16 protein-coding genes are annotated in these 14,419 nt (G+C 58.9%); 10 read left to right on the forward strand and 6 right to left on the reverse strand.

All coding sequences use genetic code 11. The features are described from left to right. The first annotated feature begins 136 nt into the window (after positions 1-136). The gene (locus tag NIM86_RS09905) at positions 137-1,063 is read left to right on the forward strand and encodes a DMT family transporter (protein WP_253381576.1); all 927 of its coding nucleotides are present in this window, start codon (positions 137-139) and stop codon (positions 1,061-1,063) included. After that, positions 1,060-2,313: an amidase gene (locus NIM86_RS09910; RefSeq protein WP_253381578.1), complete on the forward strand. Its 1,254-nt coding sequence runs from the start codon at positions 1,060-1,062 to the stop codon at positions 2,311-2,313. The genes NIM86_RS09905 and NIM86_RS09910 overlap by 4 nt, the downstream gene beginning before the upstream one ends. Before the next feature lie 334 nt (positions 2,314-2,647). Here NIM86_RS09910 and NIM86_RS09915 read toward each other — a convergent pair whose 3' ends face one another. Further along, positions 2,648-3,622 carry a metalloregulator ArsR/SmtB family transcription factor gene (locus NIM86_RS09915; protein ID WP_253381580.1) on the reverse strand — a complete coding sequence of 325 codons (975 nt, stop codon included), beginning with the start codon at positions 3,620-3,622 and terminating at the stop codon, positions 2,648-2,650. Between the two features lie 68 nt (positions 3,623-3,690). Here NIM86_RS09915 and tsaA point away from each other — a divergent pair, with 68 nt between their 5' ends. Together tsaA and NIM86_RS09925 are read left to right on the forward strand one after the other, a co-directional pair. Beyond that, on the forward strand, positions 3,691-4,197 hold the full coding sequence (tsaA, locus tag NIM86_RS09920) for a tRNA (N6-threonylcarbamoyladenosine(37)-N6)-methyltransferase TrmO (protein ID WP_253381582.1): 507 nt from the start codon (positions 3,691-3,693) through the stop codon (positions 4,195-4,197). After that, positions 4,194-4,580 (forward strand): DUF2293 domain-containing protein, encoded by a 387-nt coding sequence (locus NIM86_RS09925; RefSeq protein WP_253381584.1) that lies wholly within the window; start codon positions 4,194-4,196, stop codon positions 4,578-4,580. The genes tsaA and NIM86_RS09925 overlap by 4 nt, the downstream gene beginning before the upstream one ends. Before the next feature lie 77 nt (positions 4,581-4,657). On the opposite strand, the gene tam is transcribed toward NIM86_RS09925, so the two are convergent. Beyond that, complete coding sequence (gene tam, locus NIM86_RS09930) at positions 4,658-5,425, reverse strand: trans-aconitate 2-methyltransferase (RefSeq protein WP_253381586.1); 768 nt, start codon at positions 5,423-5,425, stop codon at positions 4,658-4,660. A 7-nt stretch (positions 5,426-5,432) separates the two neighbouring features. Next, a complete protein-coding gene (locus NIM86_RS09935; protein WP_253381588.1) occupies positions 5,433-6,107 on the reverse strand; it encodes an SDR family oxidoreductase in 675 nt (224 codons plus the stop codon). Positions 6,108-6,280: 173 nt separating this feature from the next. On the opposite strand from NIM86_RS09935, the gene NIM86_RS09940 reads away from it, so the two are divergent. After that, the gene (locus NIM86_RS09940; protein ID WP_253381590.1) at positions 6,281-7,369 is read left to right on the forward strand and encodes a PAS domain-containing protein; all 1,089 of its coding nucleotides are present in this window, start codon (positions 6,281-6,283) and stop codon (positions 7,367-7,369) included. Positions 7,370-7,463: 94 nt separating this feature from the next. On the opposite strand, the gene ettA is transcribed toward NIM86_RS09940, so the two are convergent. Beyond that, entirely contained in the window at positions 7,464-9,113 is a 1,650-nt protein-coding gene (gene ettA, locus NIM86_RS09945) for an energy-dependent translational throttle protein EttA (RefSeq protein WP_253381592.1), read from the reverse strand. A gap of 186 nt (positions 9,114-9,299) precedes the next feature. On the opposite strand from ettA, the gene NIM86_RS09950 reads away from it, so the two are divergent. From NIM86_RS09950 to irrA, 3 genes are all read left to right on the forward strand, one after another. Continuing rightward, positions 9,300-9,839 carry a M48 family metallopeptidase gene (locus tag NIM86_RS09950; protein WP_253381595.1) on the forward strand — a complete coding sequence of 180 codons (540 nt, stop codon included), beginning with the start codon at positions 9,300-9,302 and terminating at the stop codon, positions 9,837-9,839. A gap of 64 nt (positions 9,840-9,903) precedes the next feature. Beyond that, positions 9,904-10,851 (forward strand): alpha/beta fold hydrolase, encoded by a 948-nt coding sequence (locus tag NIM86_RS09955; protein ID WP_253381596.1) that lies wholly within the window; start codon positions 9,904-9,906, stop codon positions 10,849-10,851. Between the two features lie 229 nt (positions 10,852-11,080). Beyond that, positions 11,081-11,530 carry an iron response transcriptional regulator IrrA gene (gene irrA / locus NIM86_RS09960; RefSeq protein WP_371872873.1) on the forward strand — a complete coding sequence of 150 codons (450 nt, stop codon included), beginning with the start codon at positions 11,081-11,083 and terminating at the stop codon, positions 11,528-11,530. Positions 11,531-11,667: 137 nt separating this feature from the next. Here the strand turns inward: irrA and NIM86_RS09965 are convergent, their stop codons facing one another. Continuing rightward, positions 11,668-12,003 (reverse strand): hypothetical protein, encoded by a 336-nt coding sequence (locus tag NIM86_RS09965; protein ID WP_253381601.1) that lies wholly within the window; start codon positions 12,001-12,003, stop codon positions 11,668-11,670. A 673-nt stretch (positions 12,004-12,676) separates the two neighbouring features. Then, a complete protein-coding gene (locus NIM86_RS09970; RefSeq protein ID WP_253381603.1) occupies positions 12,677-13,474 on the reverse strand; it encodes a response regulator in 798 nt (265 codons plus the stop codon). Positions 13,475-13,634: 160 nt separating this feature from the next. Here NIM86_RS09970 and NIM86_RS09975 point away from each other — a divergent pair, with 160 nt between their 5' ends. Continuing rightward, positions 13,635-13,811, forward strand: a complete 177-nt coding sequence (locus NIM86_RS09975; RefSeq protein ID WP_305884459.1) for a NepR family anti-sigma factor — start codon at positions 13,635-13,637, stop codon at positions 13,809-13,811. Continuing rightward, positions 13,801-14,394, forward strand: coding sequence for an RNA polymerase sigma factor (locus NIM86_RS09980; protein ID WP_253381605.1), 594 nt, complete (start codon positions 13,801-13,803; stop codon positions 14,392-14,394). The genes NIM86_RS09975 and NIM86_RS09980 overlap by 11 nt, the downstream gene beginning before the upstream one ends. The last annotated feature ends 25 nt before the right edge of the window (positions 14,395-14,419 follow it).

Raw genomic sequence — 14,419 nt, forward strand, 5'->3', positions numbered from 1 at the left:
TTTATCGCGGATCGCAGCAAGATGATACGCCCGGCCCGCTCCAGCACGGTTATTTTTGCGCGATCGATTTCCGGGTGGCCCAATTCCCGGGAGGGCGGCAAAACGATTTGAAACGCTAATTTGCCGCAGGTAGCCGATGCAATCGCAGCTTCAAACAATGACCGTTGCGCAATGGATGCAACTCATACTGCTCTCGTTGATATGGGGTGGCACGTTCATCCTGACTGTGCCGGCGCTCGAAGGCTTCGCGCCGATTGCGCTTGTCGCGTGGCGCCTGACGATAGCGGCGCTCAACCTCCTTCTGGTCTGCTGGCTCCTACATATCTCCCTCCGTCCACTCCTGTCGCACGGTCCCCGTCTCATAATGCTGGCGGCACTGAACAACGCGGTCCCATTCTTTCTGATCAGTACTGGACAGACGGTGATAGGCGCTGGCATGGCCTCCATCTTCAATTCGACGACACCGCTCTGGACTGCCCTAATCGCGGCCTTCCTGCTTCGAAACGAGACGCTGAGGGGCCTGAAGCTGTTTGGCATTCTTACCGGCATTCTGGGCGTGGCGGTTCTTTTAGGTCCCGCAGCTGTAGCAGGGCTAGGCGGCCCGCCTTGGGCGATGGCCTGTCTCGTCGGCGCGGCAATTTCATATGGCTTCGGCGCCAATCTGGCGCGCGGTCTCGACGATCTGCCGCCCATTCTCATCGCAACAGGCCAATGTCTCTGCTCCAGCATCCTGGTTATGGTCACAGCCCTGGTGACTGTTGGCCCCGACGGCATGGTTACGGATAACGGCTCGGCAATAGCATCGGTTTTCGTCATCGGTACGCTAATGACAGCCGGCGCATATCTCCTTTATTTCAATCTGATTTCGAAAGCCGGCGCGACCAACGGTTCACTCGTGACCATCCTTATTCCTGTAAGCGCCGTTCTGGCAGGAATGGCCCTCTTCGGAGAGGAAATGACTGTAAATGGATGGATGGGCTTCGCGCTTATTTCCTTCGGTCTACTGATGATCGATGGCCGCCTCTTCAAAAAACGGCTCCGGCAGGTTACGCCGATTGCATGAAAATGCAGTCTTACCGCGAAATTCGCGAGGCGATCGCTTCGCATCACCTGACGCCTGCCGAAGCGATCCGCGCCGCATATGAGGCGATCACGCTAGCAGACGGTCACATTCATGCGTTTACCGTTCTGGCCGACGAGGCGATGCGACAACGCGACGGAGCGATGGATGGCCCCCTTGCCGGAATCGCCATCGGGATCAAGGACATCGTCGACACGGCGGACTTTCCAACATCCTATGGCAGTCCGATCTACGAAAATCATCGCCCCGCCGCCGACGCTGCCATCTGCGCGATGATCCGTTCGAAAGGCGGTCATATCGTCGGAAAGACCGTCACTGCCGAACTCGCCTTCTTCCACCCCGGCCCGACGGTAAATCCGCACGATCACGCCCATACGCCAGGCGGCTCTTCTTCCGGTTCGGCTGCGGCGGTCGCGGCGGGCATGGTGCCGCTTGCCATCGGCACGCAAACGGGCGGTTCGGTTATCCGACCGGCCAGCTATTGCGGCATCGCTGGCTTCAAGCCGAGTTTTCGGCTGATACCCACCGTCGGGGTCAAAACATTTTCATGGACGCTGGACACGCTTGGCCTGTTCGCGGCGAGCGTAGCAGATGTGGCGGCGGCTGCCGCCGATACTACCGGCAGACATCTCGACCAGCCGTCCCGTGGCAAACCGCTTCGAATTGCCATTTGGGACGACGACGGCCGTCGCGAGGTCAGCGCCGATATGGCGGCAGCGGTAGAGCGCATCGCTGGGATCGCAGGCAGACAGGGCCACCAGGTAATTACTCTCAAAGAACCGGAGGCAATGATCGAAGCCGACCTCTGCCACGGTCTTCTCCAAGAGTACGAAGGCGCGCTTTCCCTCGCTCACGAGATGCGCACCGCGCCTCAATTGCTGAGCGACAAATTACGAGACGCTCTCGAAGGCGCCAGTCGCATCGATTCGTCGGCCTACGACGGCGCTCGGCGGACTGCCCGCCGGGCGCGGCTGGCGGCACGCGAGCTCTTCGATGAAGTCGATATTGTTTTGTCGCCCGCAGCGACGGGTGCCGCTCCCCGCGGCCTGGCTTCGACCGGATCGGCCGAACATAATCGACTCTGGACCCTTCTGGGCTGTCCCGCCGTCACGTTCCGGGCAGATCGCGACGGCCCCCTTCCCCTTGGCATTCAAATGACAGCGCGATTCGGTAAAGATGCCCTTTTGCTGGCGGCAGCGGCCGAACTGGAAGCAGTATCTAACGCGGAATGATCGCACATTCCGTGTCAAAACCTCGAATGGTCATGCAGAGAAAAGTTGCTGCGCCGCACAACGCTATAAGCTTTGCGTCGCATAGTCTCGCCGACATAAAGGAGAATAGTAATCGAGAACGAGGGCAGTGCAGCACATTTTCGGACTAGGCCGATGCCGATTGCGTCACTATTTTCCTGATTGCCAAACTTGGAAGGGAGACCAGCATGACCTCTGTAAGCTTGGTCAATCGCGTAGTAATCGGCGCTGTTTTCGTTTTTGTGGCAATCGCCATCATCGGACTTCTGCCTTGAACCCGATTTGTACGTTTTAGTCACCACAAAATCTCTGACGGTCAGGCGGCGCTCGTCGGCTTGCACGCCAGCCAGATATCGACTGTCAGTCCCTCATCGGAATTAGCAGGCGCTATCGTTTTGCGATCCGCCAGTTTCAGTCCTTCGGCCTCCAACCAGTCGGTCATCTGCGCATCGGAAAAGCCAAGTCGCCGATGGGCGTAGTCAGTGCGCAGAAAATCCAGCTCATGCGGCTGGAAATCGATGATGGCGATACGTCCGCCTGGCCTCAGCGCCGCCGCTGCCCGCTTCACCGCCAAGGCGGGCTGATCGAGATAGTGCAGAACCTGATGAATAGTCACCAGATCGATGCTGCCTTTTTCGACAGGCAGATCGAACACGCTAGCCTGGCGCAACTGGGTATGTGCGACGCCGGCTTCCTCCAGCCTGGAGCGCGCGATGGCCAGCATCTCTCGTGACGGATCGATACCAACCGCTCGCCGGCACAGCGGCGCAAAAAGCGCGATCATACGTCCTGTTCCGGTGCCGATATCCAGCATGGTCTCGACCGGCCGCTCGCCGATCATCGCGCAAAGCGCCTCCTCCACCGCCTCGTCAGGCGCATGCAGCGAACGAATACGGTCCCATTCCGACGCATTGGCCGCGAAATAGGCAGCGGCGCGGCTCATATGGTCTTCCCGCACGGCTGCCAAACGCGCCAGGTCATCTCCAACCTGTTCGTCCGACAAATCGAGCCGATCCATAAGTCGGTCGCAGAACAGGCGCGCTGGACCGTCCGCGACCAGATGGAAATAAGCCCACGCGCCTTCCTGATAGCGACCGATAAGACCGACCTCCATCAAGAGTTTCAGATGGCGCGAAACCCTGGGCTGTGATTGGTCCAACACCGCCGTCAGATCGGAAACCGTCATTTCGCCCTGCCGCAGAAGCAGCAGAATACGCAGCCGGCTGGATTCCGCCATGGCTTTGGACGTATCCAGCAATTGTTGAAAACTGAGTCGAGGATCGTCCGACAAGCCGGCCTCCGTTCACATAAGGATAGGTTTATGTGCGCGGCCGGATTTTCGCAACCGAAGGATCAACAATGGCTGAATTCGAGCAGCGCGATGGCGAGAGCCGCCTTCCTTTCGACCCCGCGACGGTCGAGGCGGATGCGGGTCTGATCTTTATCGGAGCCATCCGTTCGCCATGGAAAGAGAGGAAGGACTGCCCCAAGAATCTGAGCCAGGCGCGGGAACGCGGGAAAACCGCGATGATAGAAATCAATAAACCCTTCCGCCCGGGCCTAGATGGACTGAAAGAGGGTAATCTTGCGCACATTCTCAGCTGGTTGGATCGCGCCCCGCGCAACCTGATCGCACAACGACCGCGCCATCTCGAAACCGCGCGCGGCACCTTCGCGCTACGTTCGCCGGTACGGCCCAATCCTATCGGCCTTCATACGGTCCGCCTCATCTCCGTCGATATTGCCGCGGGGCTGGTCGAGATCGACGCCATCGATCTGATAGACGGCACGCCGGTCCTCGATCTCAAGCCCTATTATCCGACGACAGACAGTCTTCACGACAGATTTGACGGAGAGAGTGCGTGAGGCCGAAAACGGAACGGCAGAAAGCGTTGCGGGACGCGCTTCGTCTGCTCATTCCGGCTGCGCCATTGGCCGATTTCGAAATTCTCTACGACGATGCATCCCGGCCCCATATGCGTGACCTGCCGGTGGATGCTGCCGCCTGGCTCGCCGCCCTCGCCCACATCCGCCATCAATATACCGATTACGATGCACTGCGCGATGATGGCTACGACCGAGAAAGCGCCCTGCATTTCATCGTCGATGACATCAACGCTGTTCTGACGCGCTGGCGCGCTACCCGCCTGCTCGATCCGGACGCTCTCGCCGAAGAGGATGTCTTTCCAAGCGACGCCCCTTCGCAGAGCGCCCGCCGTAAAGGAAGAAGCGGCAGACGAAAAGAATAAGTCCTTTTCATATCAGATACTTATCTGACAGATCGGAATCGTCTTCCGAACCGCTTGAATCAGTTTATGAGCTGCCGCTAGGCCCTGCGCGCGACGACAAAGAAGCGCGGATAGCGCAGCAGACGCTCTCCATTAGCCATGGCGGGATAGGCCATCTCCAGGCGGCTGCGATAATCGGCGACGAACGCCTCCGCCTCGTCTGCCGACAGCTTGTCGAGATACGGTTTCAGCCCTGTGGAGCGCACCCATTCGACAATCGCATCGACATCGTCCATCCGGTGATAATAGGACGTGTGCCATAGGTCGATATGATCGCTAATACCGCTCAGCGCATCGAAAAAAGCGGTCGGAGCCGCCAACGGATCGCGAGCGGTGCCAGCGACCTTGTCTGCGAAGGGCTTCGCTGCAGCTGCCTCTTCCATCAGCCGATGCGAGGGCTCATTCACATTGTCCGGCATCTGCACGGCGATCCAGCCATCATGTGGCTGCGCTTCGTGCAAGCGTCGAATCGTGGCGACCGGATCGGCTGTCCAGTGCAGCGAGGCATTGGCAAAGAGAACGTCGTCCTCCGGCCCCGGCTTCCAGTCCTCCGCCGATACCTGCTCGAAGGTCGCGTCGGGCAGCCGCTCACGCGCCGCCTTCAACATGTCGGGCGAAGTATCGATGCCGGCGATGCGCGCCTTGGGCCAACGGGCGGTAAGGAGTTCGGTGGAGTTGCCCGGCCCGCAGCCGATATCGGCCACGGCGCGCGGCCTCTCACAGCCGATGCGGGCGAGAAGATCGGCGGCCGGGCGTGTCCGCTCGCCGGCGAACTGCAGATATTGCGCGCTCGACCAGTCCGCCATGATCCGCCTACCAGCTTTCGCGTTCGCTGCCGTCCCAGTTCCAGAAGCGGCCGGTCTTGTCGATGGTCAGCCCCTCGGCAAGATCGATGATGCCCTTGGCGCTTTCCTCCGGCGTGATGTCGGCCGATGAACCGCCCATATCGGTCCGCACCCAGCCGGGATGCAGATTGGCGACGGCGATGCCGTCGTCGCGCAGTTCGGTGGCCAGCGCCCGACCGATCTTGTTCACTGCCGTCTTGGAGGTGCGATAGGCGATATTGCCGGTATCGGCGTTCAGATCGCCCATCTGCGATGAAACGATCAGCACCTTGCCGGCACCGCTCTTCTTCAATGCCGGCAGAAAAGCCTGCGTCACCATGAGCGGGCCGAGCGCATTGACCTGCAGCGTCTGCATGAAGCCGTCCATATCGTCCACGGAAAGCGGCGAGCCGGACGGCCCCTTAATGCCGGCATTGTTGATCAGAATATCGACCGGCTGGCTGAGCGCACCCGCCGCCTTTGCCAAAGCGTCGCGGCTGGTGACGTCGAGGACGAGCGGCGTGAAACCGTCCCTGTCCTTCAAATCGCCGAAATCGTCGTCGCTTCGCGCCGTGCCGATCACCTTATGGCCGCGCGACAGCGCCTCTAGCGCCATCGCCCGCCCGATTCCGCGCGACACGCCTGTGATGAGAATGGTGGTCATGGAGTATCCGCCTCGTATTTCGTGCAGCCTTTCAGCTAGTGCGCAGTTTGATCCTGACGATGAGTACGACGTGGAAAAGCTTTTGATACGCAGCTTCTAAAATAGCGAAAGATCAACTATGAATGACATGGGGGTGCGGGCTCTGCTTGCGCATGGAAGCAGAGGGGTGCGCTATGAGCGACGACCATCACGACGACGGTAAGCCGCAGGCTGAAAAGGTTTTCGACCCCCGGCAGACCGACAGTTCCGCCAATCAGGATCCGGACGGCATGAATGTCGGGGCGGGCCGGTTTCTGGAACAGGCGATGGAGCAGACCCGCATGGCGATCTGCATCACCGATCCGAAACAGGACGGCAATCCCATCACCTTCGTCAACCGCGCCTTTATTGAACTGACCGGCTATGACCGCGAGGAAGCGATCGGTCGCAATTGCCAGTTTCTTCAGGGGCCGAAGACCGATCCCGCCGACATTGCAAGGATCAGGGAGAGCCTTGAGAAACAAGAAGTCGTCGTCTTAGAAATTCTGAACTACCGCAAGGATGGCACCCCTTTTTGGAACATGCTCCATATCGGACCCATTTTTGATGAAGATGGCGAACTGCAACAGTTTTACGGCTCGCAATGGGAGGTGACGAACTTCGTCGAGACGCGGCAGGAGGCGGCACGGCAGACGCACATCGCCGAGGAACTGCAGCACCGGGTCGGCAACCTTTTCGGCATCATTGCCTCGATCATCCGCCTGTCCTCGCGTGGCGAGACGGACGTAGCGACGGTTATCGAGCGGATCGAGCAGCGGGTCGCGGCACTTGGCCGGGCCCATAGCGTCGCCATCGGCTCCGAGGCAAGCGATGAGGATAGCAGTTCCAATCTGCGGAACATGATCGACACGATCCTTAGCCCCTACCCCAACAAAACGATCTCGCAGATCGACATTGACGGACCACCGACCAGCCTTCCAGCCGCAGCAGTCACGCCACTGGCGCTGACATTGCACGAGTTGGCCACGAACTCTGTAAAATACGGCGCCTTGGGCGATCAGGACGGCCGTCTCTCCGTCAAATGGTCGAACAATGGCAGTCAGCTATCGATTGTCTGGTCGGAACGGCCCGTCGAGCCGGTCGCCGCGCCAAACGGCGACAAGCTTGGCACCGGCTCACGCATAATCGGCGCGGTCCTTCACGGTATTGGCGGCGAAATCGCCTATGATTGGAAGGTCGAGGGACTGGTGGCAACCATCACCGTGCCTACGGTGGAGGCGTGATGGATTGGTGGAATTGACCTATAAACCATAAAGGTGGAAGCGTCCCGCACCCTGCCTATCGGAGAGCTGTAGGGTGCGGGACCTCTCGCGATAACTACCGCGTCAGCCGCTTGTATGTCACCCGTTTCGGATTGACGGCCTCCGGGCCGAGGCGGCGGATCTTGTCCTTCTCGTAATCCTCGAAATTGCCCTCGAACCATTCGACATGGCTGTCGCCTTCGAAGGCGAGGATGTGCGTGGCGAGGCGATCAAGGAACATGCGGTCATGGCTGATGATGACCGCGCAGCCGGCGAAATTCTCCAGCGCATCCTCCAGCGCGGCCAGCGTCTCGGTGTCCAGATCATTAGTCGGCTCATCGAGCAGCAGGACGTTGCCGCCCTCTTTCAGCAGCTTGGCCATATGCACGCGGTTACGCTGGCCGCCGGAGAGCGTGCCGACCTTCTGCTGCTGGTCGCCGCCCTTGAAATTGAAGGAGGAGCAATAGGCGCGGCTGTTCACCTCGTGTTTGCCGAGCTTGATGATGTCGTTGCCGTTGGAAATCTCTTCCCAGACCGTCTTGCCCGGATCGAGAGCATCGCGGCTCTGGTCGACATAGGACAGATCGACCGTTTCGCCGACGCGGATTTCGCCGCCATCGGGCTGTTCCTGCCCCGTGATCATGCGGAAGAGCGTGGTCTTGCCGGCGCCGTTCGGGCCGATCACGCCGACAATGCCACCGGGCGGCAGCTTGAACTCCAGATCGTCGATCAGAAGCTTGTCGGCATAGCCCTTCTTCAGGCCATTGGCGTCGATCACATTCTGGCCGAGCCGTTCGCCAACCGGGATGACGATCTGTGCGTCGCCGGGGCGGCGGTCCGCCGCGCTCTTGACCAGTTCGTCATAGGCCTTGATACGCGCCTTGCTCTTGGCCTGCCGCGCCTTCGGCGAAGAGGCAATCCACTCGCTTTCGCTGCTGATGGCGCGCTGGCGGCCCTTTTCTTCACGGGCCTCCTGCGCCATTCGCTTGGCTTTCGCTTCCAGATAGGCGGTGTAATTGCCCTCATATGGAATGCCGCGGCCGCGGTCGAGTTCGAGAATCCAGCCCGTGACATTGTCCAGGAAGTAGCGGTCGTGGGTAATCATCAACACCGCGCCGGGATATTCGCGCAGGTGCTTTTCCAGCCAGGCGATGGTTTCTGCGTCCAGATGGTTGGTCGGTTCGTCCAGCAGCAGCAGGTCGGGCTGGCGCAGCAGAAGCTGGCAGAGCGCCACGCGGCGCTTCTCACCGCCGGAGAGCTTGTCGACCGACCAGTCGCCGGGCGGACAGCGCAGCGCGTCCATCGCCATCTCGACCTGGCTGTCGAGATCCCACAAATTCTGGCTGTCGATCAGGTCCTGGAGTTTCGCGCCCTCTTCCGCCGTCTCGTCGGAATAGTTCATCATCAGTTCGTTGTAGCGGTCGAGGATCGCCTGCTTGTCGGCGACGCCAGCCATGACGTTGCCCTTGACGTCCAGCATATCGTCGAGCTGCGGCTCCTGCGGCAGATAGCCGACCGTCGCGCCTTCGGCGACCCAGGCTTCGCCCGTATATTCCTTGTCGAGCCCGGCCATGACGCGCAGCACGGTGGATTTACCGGCACCGTTCGGACCAAGAATGCCGATCTTGGCGTCCGGGTAAAAGGATAGATGAATGTTTTCCAGCACCTTCTTGGCGCCATAGGCCTTCGAAAGGCCGCTCATGTGATAGATGAACTGTCGTGCCATGGGGCTGACGTTTCCTGTTGGATCGTGCGTGAATGAGATTGCGCCTCACATAGAAGATCGGCAGCCCGCCCGCAACGCGGATGCTGACGCGCGATTCCACTTTTGAAACTTTTCGCCGTGCCATAGCGTCATAGGAGAGAGCCTCGCGCCTACGCGGACCACCGTCATCCAACAAAGGCAACCACAATGATCCTCCGAACCGCCCTTACCCTCGCACTCCTGTCTGCCGCCGCGACGGCAACGCCCGCGCTCGCCAAAGGCGACGATGGCGAAACCGGCGTCGAAAAATGCAAGCGCGGCGAGGTCTATGACGAGAGGAAGGAAGCGTGCGTTCCGACATCGGCAGCGGAACTGACCGATGACGCGCTTCTGGCCAATGCAAAGGGTCTCGCCTACAGCGACCGCTTTGACGAGGCGATCGCTGTCCTCAATCTCATAGGCGATCAGGACGACACCGACGTGCAGACCATGCTCGGCTATTCGACCCGCATGAATGGCGACTACGAAACCGGCATGAAGCACTATCACGTCGCACTGAGACTGGATGTCGACAATACGGTCGCACGCTCTTACATGGGCGCGGCCTTGGCCGGTAAGGGCGACCTCGCCGCGGCCGAGGCGCAACTCCGCGAAATCGAGGCCCGCTGCGGCACCGGCTGCGACGATTATGCCTTCCTGCGAGACGTGATGGCCGGCGCCCGACCTTACGACAGCCAAACGCGGTAGGGGATCAGAAGCGTTTGACGAACACATGGGTTTCAGGCGATCTGCCGGTTTGGGAGATCACCACATGACCGATGCGGCTATCAGGGAAGAAACATTCGTCTCGCCGACAGGGGCGTCGCTGCATCTTTACAGCGCGGCCCCTGTCGGGATGCCAAAAGCTGTGGCGATCATCTGCCACGGCCTTTCCGAACATGCCGGCCGTTATGCGCCCTTCATGCGGACATTGGCCGAAGCAGGCATCGCATCGCTGGCGCCGGACCATCGTGGCCACGGCAGGACGGTGACGCCGGATACCGCGCCGCACACCTTCGCCAAGGAAGACGGTGCGGCCAAAGTTCTGGAGGATGTCGCAGCCGTCCGAGCCGAGGCGGTGAAGCGCCATCCGGGCGTGCCGGTCATTGTCTTTGGCCATTCCATGGGCGGCTTCATCGCGCTGAACCACGCAATCGAGCGCCCCGCCGATCTGGCCGGACTTGTGATCGCCAATTCCGATTTAAGAGGGGGGCCGCTGCTGGCCGTCGCCAAGGCAGTTCTCGCCTGGGAGCGGTTCCGAAAGGGTTCCGATGCCGAAGAGACGATCATCAAGGCGATAACTTTCGATGCCTGGAACAGTCAGGTCGGCGACGGTCGCACCGAGGCCGACTGGCTCTCGCGCGATCCTGCCCAGGTGGACGCCTATATCGCAGATCCGGATTGTGGTTGGCTGCCGACCGTATCGATGTGGCGCGACCTGTTTCGTTTCGTGGAGGCTGGAGCAGACGACGATCGACTGGCTGAGCTACCGACCGGTCTTCCCGTACTCCTGATCGGCGGCGGACAAGACCCGGCAACCCGCAAAGCCAAAGCAACCCGAGAACTTTATGCCCGAATGCTCGAACGGGGAATGAGCGATGTCACACTCCGTATCGACGAGAACGACCGTCACGAAACGCTCAATGAGATCGGGCGCGATAAGGCCATCGGCGATTTTATAAACTGGATGGTAAACGTCGCTGGAAAGTATCGCCCATAATGCGCCACCGGCTGAAACGACGGAAGCGGCGGACGCGATATAAAACTGTCATATTTGAACTGGTAACACTGGCCCTGAACGGTATCGATCAAAGCGTTCGAGGAGCGCCTTCGACGCCACGACAGGGTGTGACGGGTTCGGCAAGGCGGCGGGCAGGCTTGATTTTCCAGTTCAGAATGGCGAGATATAAATTGAAAAGCCGTGTATATAACCTAGCGCAATGCAGAGAATGACGCTGACCGCATCGCATCAAATCAATCATGCCGGATCGCCGTGTTGGGCGTCACGCCTCCGTGATCGGATGCGTGCCAACGGTCTGCGTCCGACGCGACAGCGTATGCATCTCGCGACTCTGCTTTTCACGCGAGGCAATCGCCACGTCACTGCCGAGGAAATCCACGCCGAAGCGCTCGGCGAGGGCGTGTCCGTCTCGCTGGCGACCGTCTACAATACGCTGCATCAGTTTACCGAAGCCGGCCTGCTTCGCGTTCTTTCTATCGAAACGAACAAGACCTATTTCGACACCGATACGTCCGACCACTATCATTTTCTGGTCGAAGGTGGCGCACAGCTTTTTGATATTCCCGAAGGATCGGTCGAATTGGGAAGCCTCCCGACACCGCCTGAAGGTTATGAAATCGCCCATGTCGATGTCGTTATTCGCCTGCGCCGCAAGTAGCGGCTTGGCAACGTCTTTGCGATAGAGCAGCAAGCCAGACGGCCCCTTAAATAATCGCAGACATAAAAAAACACCGCCAAGGGACGTTGGCGGTGTTTTTCATAATCGCCCGGCGCTGGAGGACGCCGGAAGAAAAATCAGTTGGAGATGAGCGATGTTTCGGCCTGCGCATAACGCGACGTAGCAGCCATTTCGATATCGTCATCGAATTCAACCGCAGCAACAAGCTCGCCGGCGGGGTTGATATCCCACGTGATCCAGGCATCTTCCTGCAATTCATCGACATTGACGGTCACGCACTTGCCAAGGACAAGCGGAGCAGCCGACGCATTTTCGCGAATGGCGCCACCGATCTGCGTTTCGCAAATCTCTTGCGTTGCATATGCTGCCTGCGGCGCTTCGACCTCATTACAGATGGCCATGTCGTCCGAGCAGGAAATCAAAAGCATAATAGCTGCGAGTTGTTCCATCATCGTCTCTCCTTGCGCCATTAACGGAGACTAGGCAGATCGGTTCCATGCTTAAAAGCGTTTCTTTTCGATTAACGCCTTTGATGACGCAGCGCGTGAAAATTGCGAGAAACGAATAAAATGACATAAGCCCGTGGAAACGTTGAACGTGTGGTCCTTTCACAACAGTCAACCAACGGTTCCGATTTTTCCTGCCGCTCACGAAAATGTGATCGCGGCCCGATGCCAAAAGCTGCCTGTCCACAGATAGCTGTCGTTCATTTCACTCTGTTTGAGAGTTGAACATCAGGTCAGTGAGTCCCTGCTCCAATGCAGGCGCACTTCGCAGCTCTCATCAGACCGCTTTTGCGCCCTTATTTCCCGCATACAAAAAAATCGAATTTTTTATGCAACCAATCTGTCATTGGTCCGTTTTGAGAGCAGACCGGGACGGCCAGCCCCCACATCCCCGCACCCCAATGGCCCTCTCGGTAATCTCCTTCGTTCCCCTCACGAGGAGAGTTAAACCGGCTCCGCCTTCCCCGGCGGGGCCGGTTTTTATTTGCGTGCTATCAGACCATATAGATGCCGCCTCAAGAGCCTGCACAAACGGACGACCAGTCGAAACATTTAACCCAAAGAAAAATCCGGTGCGTTTCCGCACCGGATTGAATCACTCTACTGCTGAAGGGTCCGCTCAAGCGGCGTGGCTGACCCGATCATTGAAAAACAATGCCTGGCTAATCAGCGCTTTCACCATGGCCGGGTTGAAAGGCTTGGTCACGAGAAACGCCGGCTCGGGCCGCTCGCCAGTCAAAAGACGTTCCGGAAACGCCGTGATAAAGATCACCGGAACGTCGGCTGTCGTCAGAATTTCGTTGACTGCGTCGATGCCCGAAGAACCATCGGCGAGTTGAATATCGGCCAAAACCATCTTCGGCGCGGTTTCCTCAAAAAGCTTGACCGCCTCGCCATGGGTACGGGCAATACCCGTCACCTGATGACCAAGGTCGGTGACCAGCTGTTCGATATCCATCGCGATCAGCGGTTCATCCTCGATGATCATGATGGAGGTAGCGACCTGACGGCTTATTTCTTCCGACGCCTGCGCGAGTAACGTGTTCACTTCCTCGACGCCCTTCTCCAGAATTTCCGCCGCTTCGCGAATGGAGAAATTTTCCACCGATGTCAGCAGAAACGCCTGACGGGGCACGGGCGGGACATTGGCGAGGTTCGCTGCGGCCTTTTGCTCCCAGGCAAAGGGAGACGACGATCGCGGCTCGATCTCGACATTGATCTGGCTGAAAAGCTTGGCAAACAATTTATAGACGGCGACACGATCGCCGCTGGCCTCCGGAAACATGGAGACGTCTTCAATAAGCGCTTCGAGAACCGCCGCCACATAGGCGTCCCCCGACGCCTGCGATCCGGTCAGAGCGCGGGCATAGCGGCGCAACAGCGGTAAATGAGCCGCGATGCGTGTGGACAAAGACATTCTGTTAAAACTCCCCTACGAGCCGGCCATAACGCTGCAGCACCTCGAATTGTTCCCTGCCGGGCTGGAACTTTCGATCCTCAGCATCATTTAGTGGCAATGCCGGAGGGGCCGCGCGACTGCAAGTATGGCAGTAATCGGCCCGTAACAAGGGATAGGGATGTTTTTGCAAATGAAAGAGCCGGCTCCAATGGAGCAGAACAGCGAAATTTCACAGAAACTGCGCTCACTCTACGAAGCCGTGCAAGAAGAGGCGATCCCGGATAAATTCTTGGATCTCCTTGAAAAGTTGGATCAAGCGGAGCAGGCGTCTCGGAGTACGTCCGATGAGCACTGACGCAACAAATGATAAGTCAGCTGCAGAGAAGCTATCGGACAGTTCAGTGTTCAAGCGCGATCTGCTGGCCACACTCCCTAGCTTGAGAGCCTTTGCGATTTCGCTGATCGGTCGGCACGACAAGGCCGACGATCTGGTCCAGGAAACGATCATGAAGGCTTGGGCCAAGCAGGAAAGTTTCGAGGCAGGCACGAACATCAAAGCCTGGCTTTTCACGATTCTGCGCAATGAATTCTACAGTCAGATGCGTAAGCGCGGCCGCGAAATTCAGGATAGCGAAGGCACCTACACCGAAAGCCTTTCGACGCATCCGGAGCAGTACGGGTCGCTCGATCTTAAGGATTTCCGCAAGGCGCTCGACGAACTGCCCGCCGATCAGCGTGAAGCTATCATCCTGATCGGTGCATCTGGCTTTGCCTATGAGGAAGCGGCCGAAATTTGTGGCTGCGCCGTCGGTACGATCAAGAGCCGGGTGAGCCGTGCGCGAACGCGCCTGCAGGAAATGCTGGGTGTTGCCGGTGAAGGTGATTACGGCCCGGATGCCGGAAGCGCCGCGGTCACGTCGCGCGCGTTTCTCAGCTGACGGCTTTGAGGCCTCACGTCAGGAT

The organism is Notoacmeibacter sp. MSK16QG-6 (genome assembly GCF_024158145.1).
In the GTDB taxonomy this organism is placed as follows: Bacteria; Pseudomonadota; Alphaproteobacteria; order Rhizobiales; family Rhizobiaceae; genus Notoacmeibacter.

Excerpts from the sequence above, each read along its gene's own strand:
- NIM86_RS09970 (WP_253381603.1), bottom strand. The coding sequence starts at position 13,474 with ATGTCTTTGTCCACACGCATCGCGGCTCATTTACCGCTGTTGCGCCGC.
- ettA (WP_253381592.1), bottom strand. The coding sequence starts at position 9,113 with ATGGCACGACAGTTCATCTATCACATGAGCGGCCTTTCGAAGGCCTAT.
- tsaA (WP_253381582.1), top strand. The coding sequence starts at position 3,691 with ATGGCTGAATTCGAGCAGCGCGATGGCGAGAGCCGCCTTCCTTTCGAC.
- NIM86_RS09910 (WP_253381578.1), top strand. The coding sequence starts at position 1,060 with ATGAAAATGCAGTCTTACCGCGAAATTCGCGAGGCGATCGCTTCGCAT.
- NIM86_RS09905 (WP_253381576.1), top strand. The coding sequence starts at position 137 with ATGCAATCGCAGCTTCAAACAATGACCGTTGCGCAATGGATGCAACTC.
- NIM86_RS09975 (WP_305884459.1), top strand. The coding sequence starts at position 13,635 with ATGTTTTTGCAAATGAAAGAGCCGGCTCCAATGGAGCAGAACAGCGAA.
- tam (WP_253381586.1), bottom strand. The coding sequence starts at position 5,425 with ATGGCGGACTGGTCGAGCGCGCAATATCTGCAGTTCGCCGGCGAGCGG.
- NIM86_RS09935 (WP_253381588.1), bottom strand. The coding sequence starts at position 6,107 with ATGACCACCATTCTCATCACAGGCGTGTCGCGCGGAATCGGGCGGGCG.
- NIM86_RS09955 (WP_253381596.1), top strand. The coding sequence starts at position 9,904 with ATGACCGATGCGGCTATCAGGGAAGAAACATTCGTCTCGCCGACAGGG.
- NIM86_RS09950 (WP_253381595.1), top strand. The coding sequence starts at position 9,300 with ATGATCCTCCGAACCGCCCTTACCCTCGCACTCCTGTCTGCCGCCGCG.
- irrA (WP_371872873.1), top strand. The coding sequence starts at position 11,081 with ATGACGCTGACCGCATCGCATCAAATCAATCATGCCGGATCGCCGTGT.
- NIM86_RS09980 (WP_253381605.1), top strand. The coding sequence starts at position 13,801 with ATGAGCACTGACGCAACAAATGATAAGTCAGCTGCAGAGAAGCTATCG.
- NIM86_RS09965 (WP_253381601.1), bottom strand. The coding sequence starts at position 12,003 with ATGATGGAACAACTCGCAGCTATTATGCTTTTGATTTCCTGCTCGGAC.
- NIM86_RS09940 (WP_253381590.1), top strand. The coding sequence starts at position 6,281 with ATGAGCGACGACCATCACGACGACGGTAAGCCGCAGGCTGAAAAGGTT.